At 58.4% G+C, this 17,550-nt stretch carries 18 protein-coding genes and 1 tRNA gene; 6 read left to right on the top strand and 13 right to left on the bottom strand.

Annotation, left to right across the window (positions count from 1 at the left end):
- Window positions 1–154 precede the first annotated feature (154 nt).
- The 4 genes from IB255_RS10640 to IB255_RS10625 all read right to left on the bottom strand — a co-directional run bounded on the left by IB255_RS10640 (window position 155) and on the right by IB255_RS10625 (window position 2,885).
- Window positions 155–988, bottom strand: a complete 834-nt coding sequence (locus tag IB255_RS10640; RefSeq protein WP_192210270.1) for a replication initiator protein A — start codon at window positions 986–988, stop codon at window positions 155–157.
- Window positions 989–1,014: 26 nt separating this feature from the next.
- Complete coding sequence (locus IB255_RS10635) at window positions 1,015–1,311, bottom strand: helix-turn-helix transcriptional regulator (protein ID WP_192210268.1); 297 nt, start codon at window positions 1,309–1,311, stop codon at window positions 1,015–1,017.
- 84 nt (window positions 1,312–1,395) lie between these two features.
- Window positions 1,396–2,193: a DUF2285 domain-containing protein gene (locus IB255_RS10630; RefSeq protein ID WP_192210266.1), complete on the bottom strand. Its 798-nt coding sequence runs from the start codon at window positions 2,191–2,193 to the stop codon at window positions 1,396–1,398.
- A 341-nt stretch (window positions 2,194–2,534) separates the two neighbouring features.
- The gene (locus tag IB255_RS10625) at window positions 2,535–2,885 is read right to left on the bottom strand and encodes a DUF2958 domain-containing protein (protein ID WP_192210365.1); all 351 of its coding nucleotides are present in this window, start codon (window positions 2,883–2,885) and stop codon (window positions 2,535–2,537) included.
- Between the two features lie 334 nt (window positions 2,886–3,219).
- On the opposite strand from IB255_RS10625, the gene IB255_RS10620 reads away from it, so the two are divergent.
- A complete protein-coding gene (locus tag IB255_RS10620; protein ID WP_192210265.1) occupies window positions 3,220–3,501 on the top strand; it encodes a helix-turn-helix domain-containing protein in 282 nt (93 codons plus the stop codon).
- Window positions 3,502–3,507: 6 nt separating this feature from the next.
- Entirely contained in the window at window positions 3,508–5,289 is a 1,782-nt protein-coding gene (locus tag IB255_RS10615) for an SIR2 family protein (RefSeq protein ID WP_192210263.1), read from the top strand.
- Between the two features lie 64 nt (window positions 5,290–5,353).
- On the opposite strand, the gene IB255_RS10610 is transcribed toward IB255_RS10615, so the two are convergent.
- On the bottom strand, window positions 5,354–5,644 hold the full coding sequence (locus IB255_RS10610) for a DUF736 domain-containing protein (RefSeq protein ID WP_192210364.1): 291 nt from the start codon (window positions 5,642–5,644) through the stop codon (window positions 5,354–5,356).
- A 440-nt stretch (window positions 5,645–6,084) separates the two neighbouring features.
- Here IB255_RS10610 and IB255_RS10605 point away from each other — a divergent pair, with 440 nt between their 5' ends.
- Window positions 6,085–6,894, top strand: a complete 810-nt coding sequence (locus tag IB255_RS10605) for a hypothetical protein (RefSeq protein WP_192210262.1) — start codon at window positions 6,085–6,087, stop codon at window positions 6,892–6,894.
- 53 nt (window positions 6,895–6,947) lie between these two features.
- Here IB255_RS10605 and radC read toward each other — a convergent pair whose 3' ends face one another.
- Window positions 6,948–7,457 (bottom strand): RadC family protein, encoded by a 510-nt coding sequence (gene radC, locus IB255_RS10600; protein WP_192210260.1) that lies wholly within the window; start codon window positions 7,455–7,457, stop codon window positions 6,948–6,950.
- A 787-nt stretch (window positions 7,458–8,244) separates the two neighbouring features.
- On the opposite strand from radC, the gene IB255_RS10595 reads away from it, so the two are divergent.
- Together IB255_RS10595 and IB255_RS10590 are read left to right on the top strand one after the other, a co-directional pair.
- Complete coding sequence (locus tag IB255_RS10595; RefSeq protein WP_192210258.1) at window positions 8,245–9,588, top strand: DarT ssDNA thymidine ADP-ribosyltransferase family protein; 1,344 nt, start codon at window positions 8,245–8,247, stop codon at window positions 9,586–9,588.
- Window positions 9,588–10,751, top strand: a complete 1,164-nt coding sequence (locus IB255_RS10590; RefSeq protein ID WP_192210256.1) for a macro domain-containing protein — start codon at window positions 9,588–9,590, stop codon at window positions 10,749–10,751. The genes IB255_RS10595 and IB255_RS10590 overlap by 1 nt, the downstream gene beginning before the upstream one ends.
- A 235-nt stretch (window positions 10,752–10,986) precedes the next feature.
- Here IB255_RS10590 and IB255_RS10585 read toward each other — a convergent pair whose 3' ends face one another.
- From IB255_RS10585 to IB255_RS10575, 3 genes are all read right to left on the bottom strand, one after another.
- Window positions 10,987–11,238, bottom strand: a complete 252-nt coding sequence (locus tag IB255_RS10585; protein ID WP_192210248.1) for a helix-turn-helix transcriptional regulator — start codon at window positions 11,236–11,238, stop codon at window positions 10,987–10,989.
- Window positions 11,239–11,351: 113 nt separating this feature from the next.
- A complete protein-coding gene (locus IB255_RS10580) occupies window positions 11,352–12,197 on the bottom strand; it encodes a hypothetical protein (protein WP_318652754.1) in 846 nt (281 codons plus the stop codon).
- A gap of 616 nt (window positions 12,198–12,813) precedes the next feature.
- Window positions 12,814–13,056, bottom strand: coding sequence for a hypothetical protein (locus IB255_RS10575; protein WP_192210247.1), 243 nt, complete (start codon window positions 13,054–13,056; stop codon window positions 12,814–12,816).
- A gap of 35 nt (window positions 13,057–13,091) precedes the next feature.
- On the opposite strand from IB255_RS10575, the gene IB255_RS10570 reads away from it, so the two are divergent.
- Window positions 13,092–14,291, top strand: a complete 1,200-nt coding sequence (locus tag IB255_RS10570; protein WP_192210245.1) for a tyrosine-type recombinase/integrase — start codon at window positions 13,092–13,094, stop codon at window positions 14,289–14,291.
- Between the two features lie 72 nt (window positions 14,292–14,363).
- Here IB255_RS10570 and IB255_RS10565 read toward each other — a convergent pair.
- The 4 genes from IB255_RS10565 to pheT all read right to left on the bottom strand — a co-directional run bounded on the left by IB255_RS10565 (window position 14,364) and on the right by pheT (window position 17,547).
- Window positions 14,364–14,440: transfer RNA gene (locus tag IB255_RS10565), tRNA-Pro, on the bottom strand.
- Window positions 14,441–14,525: 85 nt separating this feature from the next.
- Window positions 14,526–14,882, bottom strand: coding sequence for a MerR family transcriptional regulator (locus tag IB255_RS10560; RefSeq protein WP_015476661.1), 357 nt, complete (start codon window positions 14,880–14,882; stop codon window positions 14,526–14,528).
- A complete protein-coding gene (gene ihfA, locus IB255_RS10555) occupies window positions 14,863–15,165 on the bottom strand; it encodes an integration host factor subunit alpha (RefSeq protein ID WP_003090661.1) in 303 nt (100 codons plus the stop codon). The genes IB255_RS10560 and ihfA overlap by 20 nt, the downstream gene beginning before the upstream one ends.
- Before the next feature lie 3 nt (window positions 15,166–15,168).
- Window positions 15,169–17,547 (bottom strand): phenylalanine--tRNA ligase subunit beta, encoded by a 2,379-nt coding sequence (gene pheT / locus IB255_RS10550; RefSeq protein ID WP_081518114.1) that lies wholly within the window; start codon window positions 17,545–17,547, stop codon window positions 15,169–15,171.
- Window positions 17,548–17,550 lie beyond the last annotated feature (3 nt).

The raw sequence follows: 17,550 nt of genomic DNA, 5'->3' as shown, positions 1-17,550 counted from the left end.
GCTTTTAAGTTAGAGAAGTTAAGGGAGGATGGAGCCCGCGCAGGCTCTGGCCTGCAGAGGATTTCGCACGCCCGATAGCACGATAGTAATACGCCTGATAGCACGATACCCCGTACGCCTGATAGCACGAGTCCGCTCACAGGTTTTACCGCGCTTATCCCCGTGCCGTGGGCGACACGGGCCGGAACGTCAGCAGCTCCACGTTGGCTTCCGGTATACGCTCGATGCCTAGCACGTAGCCGGGCAGCGACTGACGCGCCGCCAGGGCACGCAGGTCGCAAGCGAAATCGCAGAGCCTGGCCGTGCTGCCCGACTTGCGGTGCAGGTGACGGAAGTCGAACTGCCAACCGTCCGGCTGCTTGCCGCCATGCTTGCGCACCAGGCGGTACAGCCAGCGCTCGATGCCGCCGGTGAGCCGGAAATACGCCGGGTCGATGGTCAGCACCAGGGCTGCGTCCAGCACGCCCGCGTAGAACCAGTCCGGCAGGATCAGCTCGATGCCCTGCGGGGTGCCACGGGCGTCGGCCAGCTCCTTCCACTCGTTGATCCAGGAAAAACGGTGCAGGCGCCGACCGCTGGTCTCGCGGATGGAGGTGGCCACCGTGGTCGACTGCAGGCGATCCAGGGCGGCCTTGAGGCGCTGGTAGTCGCGCAGCGACACTCCGCGCCCGATGAAGCGCAGGATCTCGTAGGGCGTGGCGCGCATCAGGCGCGAAGGGTGCAGGCCCACGTCGCGCGCCGCAACGATCTGGCTGGCCGCCCAGATCAGCACGTCGGCATCCCAGATCGTGGCAATGCCGTGCTCCCGCGTGCCTTCCACACGTACCGTAACGCCACCGGACTGGAAATCGATCGGCGCGGTGCGCCGCGACTTGGCCAACGAGAAGAACGGGTAGGCCATCAGGTCCTGGCTGTCGCGCGGCGCCATGTCGCCCGGCAAGGCGCGGAACAGGTCGAGCTGTTCCCGCTCCGGTGCCGAGCTGGGCATGGCGATGGCCTCCGGCGAGCCGCCGCTCAGCGCGCACGGCTGTCGGCCGAGTGCTGCTCGGCGTACTCGGGATCGGAGGTGGCCTCGAAGCTGTGCTGGTCAGCCCAGGCATCGAGATCGGCGACGGCGTACGTGACGCGCCGGCCGAACTTGCGAAAGCGCGGGCCACCGCCGATCACACGCTGCTTCTCCAGCGTGCGCGGCGACAGGCGCAGATAGGCGGCCGCCTCGTCATTGGTCAGGTAGCGCTGCGGCTGGACAGCGGCAGCGGGTTGCAGGGGCTTGGCGTGGGCGGCAGCAGGCCGCACAGGAGCGGGTCGCATGGGATGAGCCTCCATCGTTCAGGACAGCCCGGCCACACCAGCGCAGCCGGATGGAGGCAGTCTCAGAAAGGCTTGGAGGCCTGCTCAGGGTCGTTTTACGGGCCGCGTCGAACGGCCCTCCCCGTGCCCGTCGATCTGTGCCAGGCGGCGATAGCCGCCGTGCATCAGCTCCCGGCCACGCCGCACCAGACGACGCACCTTCGAGCGCAGGCCGCCGTCGGCGTGCCAACCGCCAGTCACCGCCACCGGGCCGAACAGCCCTGCGGCCACCTCGCGCAGGGACGCTCCCGCCAGGGTGGCGTCGAGCGCTTGCAGGGTCTGCAGCTCCAGCAGTACGGCCGGGCAGGGTCGGCAGCGGGCCGCCGCGAGCGGCGCAGCATCGGCGGCGACAGCCAGCCTGTCCAGCTCGGCCGCGATGGCGCGGAAGCGTGCGCAGGGTCTGGCGCAGGCCCGGACGGCGTGGACATAAGCCATGCCCTGCTCCAGGCCGGGCGCAACGGTCAGCCGCAGGAAACAGCCTGGCCAGCGTGTCGTCAGCAGCAGGCGCCGGCCATCATGGATCAGGCCTTTGCTGCCAGGGATACGCCAGAAGTCGAAGGCCACGGAGTCGGGCATGGGATCGACATCGGGATACAGGTGGATCAGCTCTGGGTGCTCAGGAAACCAGGCCGGATGCGCATCGCGCGCGTCCAGGCGTGGGTCTTCCAGCTGGCGCAGCCCCCAGCGTTGCGCCGCTTCGGGCCGACGCTGGCGATCCCGCCAGTCGCGGCGGTACTCCGGGTTCCGGCGCAGGTACTCCCAGGCCAGGGCAAGGTCATCCAGGTGCAGGACGTAGAGATAAGCTGCGGTGGGATACCACTGCTCGGCGTTGTGATCGGCCATGGGGCAACCTCCCTTTGCACAGAGTCCGTCGCCACGGGGCTCGCAACGCGAGGTCAGCGCCTCCTCGACACAGCATTAGATGGAAATACGTCAAACGACAACATCGAGACCGATTGACTCCGAAGCCTTACGCGGATCGTCCGAATGCGACAGAGCCGCCGCCCATCATTGGTGCGGCGCCAGGCATATCCTGCAGCCTTGAGCGGTAGCCATCGTGACCGATTGGGTCAGGCTTGTAGCGCCTGAGTGCAATAGCACCGATTAAGACCTGGGCGGTCTGGACTCGGATCGAGTCGATCACAGTGCCCCCCAGACAACCTGGGCGGGATAGGCCGGATCGGTCAGTCCATGATCGAGCCGTTGAGCTGCGCCAGCCGCATGTACTCCGACAATGTGCGTGTCGGCCGGAAGTACAGGTCGCGCATGACCGGACACTTGAGCGGCCCGACTATGGACGCCAGCTCGGACAGCTTCACGGTGCCCAGCGCGGGCATGCCAATCCCCACATCGCACAGACCATAGGCCGTGTCTCCGTCGACCGGATCGAGAGCAGCCAGAAGCCAGGTCGCATGCGCATCGGGGGTGAACAGGCGCACCACCGGCAACGGATCGACGGCCTGGTCCACCGCCCGGGCGCGGCTGTTCGCCAGCAGTTGCTCGCGCTCCGTCTCGGTGATGAGCGACAAGGTCATGGCCGCACGCAGGAATTCGCCCACGCCCTGCTTGCAGGCGTGGACGCAAAGAGGTGCTTTCGCACGGATTCGCCAATCCGCCGATGCGGATTCGTGCATTCGTTCAGAGGCACGGATGCGCATACCAACGAATCCGCAAAAGCGCCAAGGCGTGAAATCGGCATTGCGCAACTCAGGAAAGACACGGAGGCGCCTCTGGGTTCTGATGAAATCCACCGGTACGGATTTCCGTAAAAGCACGAAAGCGGCACTAATTGCACCACATTGAACACTATAGTTTGTAGCCCTATAGGGCGCAATCAGCTGACATCTTGGCTTTTATGGGAGCCAGTGGATGACAGCGAAACCCTCGTTGGCAACAGCACTACGGACGGTCAGGAAAGCCCGCGGCTTGAGCCAGGAAGCCTTCTCCGATGTATCCAGCCGCACCTACATGAGTTCGCTGGAACGCGATCTGAAAAGCCCGACGCTGAATAAGTTGGCAGAGCTGTGCGATGTGATGGAAATCCATCCGATGACACTTCTAGCACTGGCATATTCTGGAAATGACCGTAACAAGGCGGAACAGCTGCTCTCGACGGTTAGGGATGAGCTTGAACTGCTGGCAAAGGACTGACGATCAATGACACTTCTCCAAAATGACCCCACCACCCAACTTGCATTTTCCGTCTACGAGAACAAGGGAGTTTTCGCGGTTCTTCTAGGGTCAGGCCTGTCACGCTCTGCAGAAATTCCGACAGGCTGGGAAATCACGTTGGACTTGGTACGTCGCGTGGCAACCGCCCAAGGCGTTGAGGAGCAGTCCGATTGGGCAGCCTGGTACCGTGAGAAGACGGGCCAAGAACCGAACTATTCTGCTCTGCTGGAAGAAATCGCGGGCTCCCCTGATGAGCGAAGGGCGATACTGCATCGATATATCGAGCCAGACGAGCGGGATCGCGAAGAAGGTCGAAAAGTCCCCACCAAGGCACATCATGCGATAGCGCAGTTGGTTCGCTCTGGTCACGTCCGCGTGATCGTCACAACGAACTTTGACCGGCTCATGGAAAATGCTCTTCGGGAGCAAGGGATTGAGCCCACAGTTGTGTCCTCCGCCGATGTTCTATCTGGCGCAGAACCGCTGACACACAGCCGATGCTATCTGCTCAAGCTACATGGTGACTACAAGGATGCCCGCATCCTGAACACCGATCAGGAACTGAGCGCTTACCCAGAAAGCTACGACAAGCTGCTAGACCGCATCTTTGATGAGCATGGTCTGGTCATCTGCGGCTGGTCGGGTGAATGGGATCATGCACTACGGGCTGCCTTCCTCCGTGCACCGAACAGGCGCTATCCCGTGTATTGGGCAGCTCGGGGTAAGTTGGGCTCGGGAGCCAGCGAGCTGGCCATCCATCGAAGTGCCAAAGAGATACCAATCTCAGGCGCGGACGAATTTTTCCAAACACTTCAACAGCGAGTCGAAACGCTTAATCAAAGCCAGCGCCAGAATCCGCTGAGCATCGAATTGCTGGTCAATAGTACGAAGCGCTACCTAGCGAAGCCAGAACATCGCATTCAACTGGACGAGTTGCTTTCGCAGGAGGCGGAGCGGTTGATGACGCAGCTCGATGGGGGCCAATTCGCACCCCATGGCCAGTGGGATCAGGAAGAATTCCGATCAAGGGTACTGCGATACGAAGCGTTGGCAGAACCCCTGACGCGCATGGCTGGCGTGCTCGGTAGATGGGGGGATGGTTCTGAACTAACCACAGTCCTCGACATCGTCCGGGGGTTGTATCTGCAGGCCGAGAAAGTCGGAAACGGCTTGATGGTTTGGCTCGGTCTGCGATCCTACCCGGCCGTCTTGATATTCACTGCCTACGGAGTCGGCCTGACACGCTCGCAGCGGTGGCAGACACTTCACGAACTGCTGGTTGCTCCGTGGCCTCGGGAATATCGTGACCCGAAACGAGTGGTTTCCACGCTGTTCTTGGATGAGTGGAAGGGAGCGAAGAATGAGCTCTGGAAAGAGTTGGAAGGACTTGATCGCCGCAAGACTCCCCTGAGCGATCATCTGCTCGAAGTGATGACGAACTGGCGATCCAGCTTTGCCGGTGTATCGGCTGAGTTTGAACTGATGTTTGAACGATTTGAACTGCTCGCTGCTCTTGCCTATCTGGAGGAAAACAGCGAAGCGAGTTTGGAACAAGCCTTTGCCGATACGCCTCACGGACTATTCGCCCGTATGCCCGTAGGGCGTGTTGGATGGCATGACTCCTCAGCCAATGCACTGATTCTGGAGCTTCAATCGGAAGCGACTATCACAGCTTTGCTGGACGCAGGCTTTGCGCGGAACAGCCGCCGTTTCTTGGAGCTCTCCATCGAGAGTTTCAAGCGCTACATGAACAAGATGTCCTGGTAGCAGTCTCCCCGCCGCAACGGGCGGGGCGCCGAGGTGGCCGTCAGGCAGCCGGCTTGCTGCGCGATCAGATCAGATTGTGCGTACCGTCCTCCTCCTCGATCAGCCGGGCGTAGATGGTCGCCGGGAACGAAGGGGCGTCTAGGGTCACGGACAGGTAGGGCCGTTCGGCATGGCTGACTTTCTTCCAGGCCGCGCCAATGTCGTAGCCGCCGGCCGCCTGGATGCGGTAGTCGGGGGCGTTCTCGCTGTTCCTGTCGTTCGGGACGAACTTGACCTTGACGTTGAGCGTCAGGGTGCGGATTGTGCCGGTGAAGCCGTCGTTCTGAGCCCTGAGTTCATCGCCCGCGACGGTCAGGAGCGCGCGGACGGGGCCGTCAAGGAGGCAAGCGCTGGGTGGGTGCGGACCGCAGGCGCAGCCGAGGACACGGCCCGGCGCGCCTTGACGGCTCAAGGCCGCGGGCTACAGTCGCGACAAGGTGATGAAGTCAGGGAAAGGCGGATCGACAGGCCACGGCCGCAGCGTTGGCGCAGACGCCACGCAAGCGCAGCGCGCAGGCCCTGCGTAGCCGGGCCGAAGGCATCAGCCGAACGCAGTAAGGGAACGATGGAAGCCCGAATGGGGCGAGACTCGCGCAGCGTGGCTCGATGCACAGCACGACAGCGCGACGGGCCATTGACCGGGATGCCCAAAAACACAGGTACCTGAGGGCAGGCCGAACAACAGGCCCTGGGGTACCGACAAGCGCAACTCGGCTCATTACGCTGCCAAGCATCCTCACCACTCAGAGACGACCCATGCGTACCGCACCAACCCTATCCCCGCAGCAAACCTGCGAGAACATCCTGATCGACGATAAAACCTACAACGTCGAGCACAACATCCTGTCCAGCGAAAACGCCATCATCGATCGCCTGCTCGCGCGACGCCTCGAACTGAATGAAGCCTACGGTGAGCTGTACGACAAACTGCACCTGCATCCTCGGGCACTCTCGGTATTCCTGAGCCTCTTGCTCAGTACCGCAGCATTCTGGGCCCCAGAGAAGATCGCCAGGGCTCGTGCTCAACGGGACGAACTTGTCGACACCAACCAGCAGATTGCACAGAAAGCCGAGGAGCTGGCCCAACTGCTGGAGCACCGCTCCAACCTGCACAACACATCGGGTTTCAGCAGTGACACTCACTACCATATTTGCGACGTAATTGAGGATGCAGCGAAGGATCACTACCTTTTTAACGCCTATGTGAGAGAGCGCCTGAACACCGTTCGCAACCAGTTCGAATGGAAGTACTGGCCCACCGTGGAACAGTTCGTTCGAGCGCTGGGCAGAGATGCCAACGGCGCCAAACTGGAGGCCACAGACCCGCTGACTCGAGTCGCAACCGCAGCCACACGTCACTCGCCTGCGGACTTCTTCAAGGCACTCTTCGCCGCCATCGAGGAGAACAGCGAGCCGAACGGTGGGCCGCTACCCGAAGGCTTCAAGCTCAGCGATGCCACGCTGGCCTCGCTGGTGAACTGTGCATTGGATCTGAGCCCTGACGAACTGAAAGACAGCGCCTACGTGAAGCGACTGCGACAACGCGAACGCAATAGCGACAAGTGATGCACGGCCAGCAGGCAGGGCGCAGCAAAAAAGGGGGCCGAAGCCCCCTGCTGTCAGAGTAACCCCTGTTCGGCAAATGATGCAGTCGCCTCGCCACCCACGATGACGTGATCCAGCGTGCGCACATCCACCAGTGCCAGAGCCTCCTTGAGGCGCTGGGTCAGCACCTTGTCTGCCTGGCTTGGCTCTGGATTTCCGCTCGGATGGTTGTGCGAGAAAATCACCGCCGCTGCGTTGACGCGCAATGCCTCCTTCACCACTTCCCGTGGATACACCGCCGCCGCATCGATGGTGCCACGAAACAACTCCACATACTCAAGCAGCCGATGCTGGCTGTCGAGGAATAGCGCCGCGAACACCTCGTGCTCGAAACCAGCCAGTTTGGTGCGCAGGTAGTCCTTGACCAGCTCCGGCGACGTGAACAACGCTCCACGTTGGTATTTCTGGTCGATCACCTGACGCGCCATGTTCAGGATCTGATCTGCAGACGCAGGCAGGTAGCGCCCCTGTGCATCACGCACCAGCAGCATGGCATCGAACGAGGAAAAGGAAAGTTGCGACATGGTCGTGCTCCGGTTGCTCGGGCGGAATTGCCCGGAACCGGCGCCAGCACGGCGCAGCGCAGCTGTCAGGGGTCACCGACGGCCGCCAGGACGCCAGCGTGCAAGGCACGCGCAGCCCTTGACGGCGAGAACGCCGTGATACGGTGAAGGGAACAGCAAGACCGCCCCACTCCACCCATGCCACGGATTGGCAAGCGGAGCGCGCAGGCCCTCATGGGCCGGAGGCGTCAGGGATCAAGGTCATGACTCGGCACGAGGCACGGGGCGTAGCCTGCGAGCCCGACGTGGAACGCCGGGTACTCTAGCTAATGGCAAAATACGAGCTCGCAGCCTTAGGCCAAGCAGAGTAAATGAGCAAGACTCATCGGTGATGGATGAGTATTAGCCTGCTAGCTCTACACTGCAGTTCGCTGTTGATTGGCAGAAACAGCCAATTGCGGTCAGTAGGCCAGCAAATAAATCTGTTCACTTTTTGTACTGACTGGTGCTGGAGGTCGAAGTAAATCATTTGATTTGGTATAGGCTTGGGATACACAATCCAAAATGCGATTCGGCGTGCCTTGCCAAGGCTCAAATAAAAAACAGTAAAGATCGGGGGCGATTAAGTTATGGCGGAGGTGTTTGGCTCTATTCCAGAATGCGAAATAAAACTTGCTGAGAAAATTTTTCGCGATGGCGAACAAAGAGGGATTTAAACTCTGCCTCGACAAATTGCAATGATGTCAGAGAAATATAAAGAACAATGATTTTAGTGTCGCTCTATCAATAGCTTATCCAAGGAGGAAACATGGCAGTTCCCGCACACCACAGGGGTCGCAGTGCATATCATTTCACATCGATAGAGAATCTAGAGTCAATAATTGATCACGGTATTTTTTCGACCAATCAGAAAATTGCTCGCGGTATCCTGCATGTTAACGTTGCTGAGGAAGGCATACAGAGGCGTCGGGCGCTGATGCAAGTGCCTGGAGCCAACGGTCGGTGTGTTCATGATTTTGTTCCATTCTATTTCGCAAAGAAAACGCCTATGCAACTGGCGGTGTTGCATAAAAAAAACGTAGATCAGCAATTTATTATCTACCTCTCCGTTTCGGTTTTGCTGATGGAGACAAGACCTGGGGCCTATTACACAAGCGCGTCCGCAAATACGGAAATCCCCCCAACTTTCTTTGCTGGAAATTATCAGTCTGATCAGCTCGATCAACTAGATTGGCCAACTATTGATAACGGTCGATGGGGATATGACGACGATGATCAGAAGCACCGTAAAATGGCGGAACTTTTGTTACCAGATCATGTTCCATTGTGCGAAATTAATCAAATAGTTACGTTTAATCGCAGCGTGTCTGACTGTGTCAGGCAAATTTTTCAGAGCAAAGGGGTTATTCCGCCGAGCGTGGTTGAGGCGGGATGGGAGCATTATTATCTAGAGCCTGGAAATTGGAGTGCTTCTTTGGTTACAGGGCCTTTTTTTCTGAAGCGCTTTGTGGATGAAGCTGTTTCTCATGTAATCTCTTTTCAGCGTCAGGTGATGCCGAAATTCCGGACCCTAAGTGACGCCTTGCATGCTATTCGCGCTAACTTATCGGCCATCAGAGAGTTAGAGGATATCGATGGTCTAGGTGCTAACTACGGGCCGCATAACGAAGATGTTGGCGCTCATTCTCGACGCGTTGCGGGGCTGGTGCTGAACTCACCTGAATATAATCAGTTGGATCCTATCCATCGTGAAGTTTTGGAGCTTTCTGCTTATCTTCATGACATAGGCAAAGGGCCGAAAACACGCTGGCCCAATAGCTTTATGAATAAGGCAGACGAGGAACACCCAAAAAAATCCCTGCCCATGTTGAAGAGAATTCTGACAGAGGATTTGCCCATTCTGCCGCCAGATATAGTTCGAAAAATTATAACCCTGGTGACCTATGACGACCTACTGGGTGAGATCGTTGCTAAAGGCCGGAACAAAAGTCAGTTGTTCGATATAATTACTTGCCCTGAAGATATCAATATGTTGGTGGCTTTGAGCAAGGCTGATATTGGTGCAATAAATCAGTTTTGGCTGATGCAAGTCTCTGCTGGAATAGACAACCTCAGAGCTGAGTCACTCCAAAAATTGCAAGGTGGCAACTAATGATAGAGTTTGTTACTGGAGATTTTTTCGATTTTGATGCGGACATCATGATCAATACAGTCAACTGTGTTGGTGTGATGGGCGCAGGTGTGGCACTCGCATTTAAGAAAAGATTTCCTGAAATGTTTGATGATTATGCTGAGAAGTGTCGCTTGGGCATCATTCGCCCCGGACTGCCCTCCGTTTGGTTGCAAAAGGATATGATCTCAAAAGACATCGAGATCATAAATTTCCCGACTAAAAAGCATTGGAAAAAACCATCTGAATATCATTATATCGATGATGGGTTGGAATGGCTTTCTAAGTATCTTGAAGATAAAAGTGGGAAAATAGTAACTCTCCCGGCCTTAGGCTGTGGCCATGGTGGTTTGGACTGGGGCAGGGTCCGATCCATGATTGCTGAGAAGCTAAAAAACTCTCCTGCGCATATATACGTCTTTGAACCTTTCGACTCAGTGAAGGCGGGCGATGTCAAGGCTTCAGAGCCAGACTATGAGCAACTGCTTGGCTCGGTGGGGGCTGGGGTTGTTAAATATGAGTCAGACTCATACCCGGAAAAATTACGCAGCTATACTAAGAAAAACGTTTATTACTATCCAAAGCAGCAAAAAAAAATTGGATACGATTATTCAATGGTGTGCAGCAGCACGCCTGGCTCTAGCGAAATAAATGCTATACGGAAATTTGTTGATTTTTGCGTCATCGAGAGGCGGAGTATTTTGTTGGGAGGGACAGCCTTTGAAAAAAAACTCGCACTTGAACTTTCGGCAAAAGGTCTAATTTGCGGCTGCGTTCTACCATCCGGAATTTACGAGTCCATAAAAAAAGTATCGTCATCGCCGCGAAAAGAAAAACCTAATCTTCTTTCGATAGGCAATCCAGTAGTTGCCTTCGACAAGAAAGAATTCATGCCTTCTGTTTTTGCGAGAATGTATCTTTCTGAGAAAGTGGTATTTTTTTCTGGAAAGCTTGCTTGGTTGGAGAGATATAAGAGTCAACTCAAGCGAATATCTATAGATGCGTATTATTGCGTTTCTGAAATCAGCTCTCCAGAGGATATGAAGGCAATATCAAGCATAGGGGCAAAAGGATTTGACTTGGATGTCCACTTAAAAAGCTTTTTCGCGGATGATACTCACAAGTCTGATGCGGCTAGGGGGTAGGTGATCAGGCTCTTGCTTGATCTTAACTTATCTAAATTAGAGCTATGGCATAGCTCATTGCATTTAATGGCTTGTGATGTGTAATCATTTTATTTAAGAGTTTTATTTTTGACAGAAATAGAGCACTGGTAAAAAGGCAGATTTATTTACTGGTCTACTGTCCGCTAATCCCTGGAACTGCTGAGGATCTTCCCGCTATAACCCTCTGACGTTGAAAGCTGCAGCACGGTAGCCATCAGTCAAACACTCCCTGAATTTCGTCCAACGTCGGCATGGCCGCAGGCACCAGCGCGAACTCACAGCCCAGGGCTCCCAGTAGTCGCGCATAGGCCGTCATACCCACCGTCAAGTCTCCCCTCTCGATGGCGATGACCTTCTGCCGGGTGATGCCTGCCAAGGCAGCCAGCTTGGCCTGTGTTAGACCGCGATTCAGGCGGCGCTGCCGGATCTGCTCGCCAAGGCGCCTCGTGATAAGGGAATAATCCATGTTCTGTATACGTAACAAATTAGATTAAATGTAACGTATACGTAACCTATGGAAAAATCAAAGCGGATTAGAGCAGCCATGCTCGAGAATCAAAGCCAGCCTGCACTTCTGCCTCACCGCTCTTCTGGTCCTCGCCATTTCATCAACACGCCAAGCGTATCCATCTTCCCAACAAGCTCCGTGGCAATGGCCAGGCGCCCCAGCAATACCTCCCTCTCCTCGCTTGTTCTCGACAAGGCTTCGTCCTCGGCCTCGCGGAAGAATGCTTGTATCCGCCGCACGTCATCCCAGGCACGAATGGCATCAAGCAGCTCTTGCCGGGCTTCGGCCCTAGCTTTTTCCTGGCGCTCCCGCTCCCACCGCTCCTCCAGTCGCCGCCGCTCTTCCTCCCATTCCCGCCTTCGGATCTCAGCCTGGCGCTCACCCTCCTCGACTAGGCCAGCAATAGTGGTAGCCGCCTTTGCCAGGTAGTCGACTATTTCGTCCAGTTGCCCCCGAAGTTCGCGCACCTTGGCCTCTGGCCAGCGCTGCACCCAATCTGCGACTGGGTACGGACTGAATGCCTGAAGACACAGCCGTCCGGTAGCGAAATGCTTCTGCGTGGTCCAGCTCCAACTGGGCATCGGACGACGTCGCTCGGCAGCCGGCAGCTTGCCAAGAGGGATATACTCCCCATCGACGTACCGCGCCTCCAGCTCCTCGGTCATCTCGAAAAGGGTCAGGCCGATAGCGACGGAGCCCACGAAGACAACAGTCGCCTTGGAGGGATGCCAAAGGCTCGGATAACGATTATTAACCGTCTTTCCAGGCTTTTCTCTTTCCTCCACGGGAGCGCGGGAATAGGTACGATCGCTCGGCGCCAGCATGACCCGGTAACCAGCAACTTCCAGCCTGAGGAAAAGGGCATTGGCCGTATCCAGCGCATCGTCGAGCATCGGCTCCGAGACAACTACATCCACCAGGCGCCTCTGCGACGGCTTCAGGTAGCCGCTGTCGATTACCTTTCCCTTGGTAAAAAGGTCTCGTACACCGCTGACCAGGGTATGGCGGGCTGAGCGAGAAATACGTGGCCGCGGACGGGCAACCTGGCGCTCCGGCGGTTTGGGAAGCGGATACCTGGCCGGCCCCGGGGCATCGCCTCTTCGCCATATCAAATGGTCTCCCGGGCGTGCGTCAGGCAAGGGTACCTGGGGACTTGGCTTGCCATGCTCGAGCTTGGTCCAGTGGCCGCGCGGCGGGCGCGGCACGTTCATGGAGGTGCAGACCCTCGCCATGAAGCTCGACGAAACCCCATAGCGCTCCGCCACCCTGATCATCGGATGACGCCACACCTCATCGTAGAGTGCCTCCCGGGACACCTGCCCAGGCGGATCCTCGCGATCAGTGGCATCTAGCAGAACTGAATTCACCCACTATCCTCCTGTCGCTCATCGTCAAGATTCGTCACCTCCCGCATCGCCTGGCCGCTCTTGGCTGCACCTTCGCCTGAACATGCAGCAACCCGCCACAGCGGGTTGCCCCTTCAATTGGTCTGTCTTGAACATGACACCCTCATGCCAGGAGGCAGATGCCATGTCAGACGCCAGCAGGAAACCCCTGCCCAACCGACTTTCTTGCCCACCACGCGTTATCCGGGCCGGGGCGGCTCCCGCTTATCTTGGGATGTGCAGGGATGAGTTCAACAAGACCGTACGTCCCTATGTCCGCGAATTTCGCATAGGCCGGCAAGGCATCGGCTTTGATCGCGAGGAGCTGGACGCCTGGGCAGATGACTACATCGAACGAACGGTTATTGAAAAGAATGGTGCCCAGGGACAAGATCGATTCCGCAGCGAGCGCCAAGGAGAAAAACCATGGCGCGAAAAACCATCACTGGCCTCTACGAGAGAAACGGAATCTGGCACGTCGACAAGGTCGTCAGAGGTCAGCGACTTCAAGAAAGCACTGGCACAAGCAACCGGGAGGAAGCAGAACAGTACCTGATACACCGGCTCGAGAAGCTCCGACAGGAGAAGGTCTACGGTATTCGCCGAGTCAGGAGCTGGCGCGAAGCCGCGACCCGCTACCTGATGGAGTATAAGGACATGCCGTCGATCGGTCTGGCCGCCATCTACCTCGAGCAGTTGGATCCCTACATCGGCGACCTACCGCTCACGCACGTCGATGACGAGTCGCTTGCCCCGTACATCAGGGACAAGCTGAAGCCGAGCAGGACATCGACCGGCAAGGTGAAGCCTGGTGTAACCCCAAGGACGGTGAACATCGCCCTGGAGAAGGTCATCCGCATTCTCAACCTATGCGCCCGGAAATGGCGTGACGAAGAGAAACGGCCCTGGCTGGACACGGTACCGATGATCAGCAAGCTGGACGAGAAGCGATCGAGGCGAACGCCCTACCCACTTTCGTGGGAAGAGCAATCGCTGCTGTTCTCGGAACTGCCAGACCACCTGCGCCGAATGGCGCTTTACAAGGTCAACTGCGGCTCCCGGGAGCAAGAAGTGGTCAAGCTGAGGTGGGACTGGGAGATCCCGGTGCCAGAGCTCGACACTAGCGTGTTCCTGATTCCTTCGGATTTTGGAGGCAGGGACAAAGGATCGGGTGTGAAGAACGGAGAGGAACGGCTGGTCGTGCTGAACGCGGTGGCCAAATCGGTCATCGAGGGACAGCGTGGCCTGGATCCGGTCTGGGTATTCCCGTATGGGATGCCCGACAGGAACGGCAAGGCGACACCGGTTCATCGGATGAACGATAGCGCCTGGAAGAAGGCCCGGATCCGGGCGGCGAAGAAGTACCAGGAACGCTTCCTGCGACCGGCACCGAAGGGGTTTGCCTCGATCCGCATCCACGACCTGAAGCACACCTTCGGGAGAAGACTCCGGGCAGCCGGTGTAACCGAGGAAGACAGACGGGCCCTGCTGGGCCACAAGAACGGCAGCATCACCAGTCACTACTCGGCGGCGGAGCTGGGAAAACTGATCGATGAGGCCAACAAGATATCGGCGACGGACTCGCGAGGACCGGCGCTGACGATACTGAGGAGGAAGGCAGGATGAAAAGTCCCGCAAAAGTCCCTGAAACGAAAAAGGCCAGCTCATCTCTGAACTGGCCTAAGTCGTGGAGTTATTTGGTCGGGACGGAGTGATTCGAACACTCGACCCCTTGCACCCCATGCAAGTGCGCTACCAGGCTGCGCTACGCCCCGACGTTGCTTCCAAGTTCCCTCAGAAGCGGATCGCACTATACCCCAAGCATTTGCTTTGGAGAAGTGCTTTTTTCATTTTTTTCAGTTACTTGCGCAGCACATGCAGCACATCTTCCAATTCGGCGATCATCTGCCGGATCAGTTGCTTGTACTGGGTGGCGTCCTCGCGGGCTTCATCGCCGGTAAGGCGCTGACGGGCTCCACCGATGGTGAAGCCCTGGTCGTAGAGCAGCGCGCGGATCTGGCGAATCATGAGCACATCCTGGCGCTGATAGTAGCGCCGGTTGCCCCTTCGCTTGACCGGGTTGAGTTGCGGGAACTCCTGTTCCCAGTACCGCAGCACGTGCGGCTTAACCGCGCAAAGGTCACTGACTTCACCGATGGTGAAATAGCGCTTGCCCGGGATGGGGGGCAACTCGTCGTTATGACTTGGTTCCAGCATAAGCTTCAACCCTGGCCTTCAGTTTCTGCCCTGGACGAAAGGTGACGACGCGCCGGGCTGTGATCGGGATTTCCTCTCCCGTCTTCGGGTTGCGTCCGGGACGCTGGCGCTTGTCGCGCAGATCGAAGTTGCCGAAACCCGACAACTTCACCTGTTCGTTATGCTCCAGCGCCTGGCGGATCTCTTCAAAGAAGAGCTCCACCAGTTCCTTGGCTTCCCGCTTATTCAGGCCCAGCTCTTCGTACAGACGTTCAGCAATTTCAGCTTTCGTCAGAGCCCCCATACGCTACTTCCTTAACGTGGCGTTGAACCTTTGTTCCAGCGAGGCGACGATATTCTGCGTAGTCGCGTTCACCTCGTCATCATTAAGAGTGCGTGATGGATGCTGCCAGGTCAAGCCAACGGCCAAGCTTTTTCTAAGCGGATCAATGCCTTTACCGTGGTAGACGTCAAAGAGCCTGAGGTCCGTCAGCCATTCGCCCGCCGTTTCACGGATATTTGCCAGGACGAATTCGGCCGGGGTATCCAGATCGACGACCAGCGCGAGGTCACGGCGCACTTCGGGGAAGCGCGACAGTTCGCTGAATTTCGGCAGGCGACCCTTGGCAACCTCGGCCAGTACCAGCTCGAAGACGTAGACCGGGCAATCCAGGTCCAGCGCCTTGGCCAGCTCCGGGTGCAGGGCGCCCAGGTAGCCGACCAGCACGCCGTCGCGCTCGATCTTGGCGGTCTGGCCCGGGTGCAGTGCCGGGTGTTCCGCCGGGGAGAAGGTGAAGGCTTCGAGGGCGCCGGCATTACCCAGCAGCGCTTCGACGTCGGCTTTCACGTCGAAGAAGTCGACGTTCTCGCGGCCGTTGGCCCAACCTTCCGGCTGACGGGCACCGCAGACGACGCCGGCGAGCATGTTTTCCTGCACCAGACCTTCCAGCTGGCCGACGAAGCGCAGGCCGCTTTCGAACAAGCGCACGCGAGTCTGCTGGCGGTTGAGGTTGTGCTGCAGGGACTTCACCAGACCCGGCCAGAGCGAGGCGCGCATGGCGGCCATGTCGGCGGAGATCGGGTTGGCCAGCATCAGCGGCTCGACACCAGGGTGGAACAGCTGGAACAGCTTGGGATCGATGAAGCTGTAGGTGATGGCTTCCTGGTAGTCGCGCGCGACCAGCAGGCGGCGCAGTGCCGGCAGCTCCGCCTGGGACTCAGACTTGGTGTTCGGTGCCAGGCGAGCCTGCGGGTAGCGAACCGGCAGGCGATTGTAGCCGTACAGGCGGCCCAGCTCTTCAATCAGGTCGACTTCGATGGAGACATCGAAGCGATGGCTCGGCACACCCACGGTCCAGGCATCGGCACCGGCTTTCTGGACATCGAACTCCAGGGCAGTGAGCAGACGCTCGATCTCGGCGTTCTCCAGGGTCATGCCCAGCATCTGGGTGACGCGATCGGCACGCAGGGTGACCGGTGCGACCTTCGGCAGATCGGCTTCGCTGGCTTGCTCGACGATCGGGCCAGCTTCGCCGCCAACGATCTGCAGCAGCAGTTCTGTGGCGCGCTCCATGGCACGACGGGCCAACTGCGAATCCACGCCACGCTCGAAGCGGTGCGAGGCATCGGTGTGCAGGCCATAGGAACGGGCCTTGCCGGCCACGGCGATGTTGTCGAAGAAGGCGCTTTCGAGGAACAGGTCGCGGGTCTTGGCGCTGACGCCGCTGTGCTCGCCGCCCATCACGCCGGCAATGGCCAGGGCGCGTTCGTGGTCGGCGATCACCAGGGTATCGGCACGCAGGGTGACTTCCTGGCCATCGAGCAGAACGAGCTTTTCGCCCTCCTCCGCCATGCGCACGCGAATGCCGCCCTTGATCTCGTCGAGGTCGAAGGCGTGCATTGGCTGGCCCAGTTCGATCATCACGTAGTTGGTGATGTCGACGGCGGCATCGATGCTGCGGATGTCGGAACGGCGCAGGCGCTCGACCATCCAAAGGGGGGACGGCTTGCTCAGGTCGACGTTGCGGATAACGCGGCCGAGGTAGCGCGGGCAAGCCTTGGGCGCCAGCAGCTCGATGCTGCGAACCTCGTCGATGCGCGGGGCAACGGCATTGACCACCACCGGCTTGACCTCGGCGCTGTACAGCGCGCCGACTTCGCGAGCGAGGCCGGTCAGGGACAGGCAGTCGCCGCGGTTCGGGGTCAGGCCGATCTCGATGGAGGCGTCGTCCAGTTCGAGGTAGTCGCGCACGTTGGCGCCCACCGGCGCATCTGCGGCGAGCTCCATCAGGCCGGCGTTCTCTTCGCTGATTTCCAGCTCTTTGGCCGAGCAGAGCATGCCGTTGGATTCAACGCCGCGCAGCTTGGCTTTCTTGATCTTGAAGTCGCCCGGCAGTTCGGCGCCGATCATGGCGAAGGGGATCTTCAGGCCCGGGCGCACATTAGGCGCGCCACAGACGACCTGGAAGGTCTCCGAGCCGTTGCTGACCTGGCATACGCGCAACTTGTCGGCGTCCGGGTGCTGTTCGGTCGACAGCACTTCGCCTACGACCACACCGCTGAACTGGCCGGCAACCGGGATCACGGCGTCGACCTCGAGGCCGGCCATGGACAGACGAGCGACCAGCTCGTCACGGGATACCTGCGGATTTACCCAGCTCCGCAGCCACTGTTCACTGAATTTCATCCT

The sequence above is a fragment of the Pseudomonas sp. PDM22 genome (genome assembly GCF_014851965.1).
Taxonomy (GTDB): Bacteria; Pseudomonadota; Gammaproteobacteria; order Pseudomonadales; family Pseudomonadaceae; genus Pseudomonas.
This window is presented reverse-complemented; position numbering and strand designations above follow the sequence as displayed.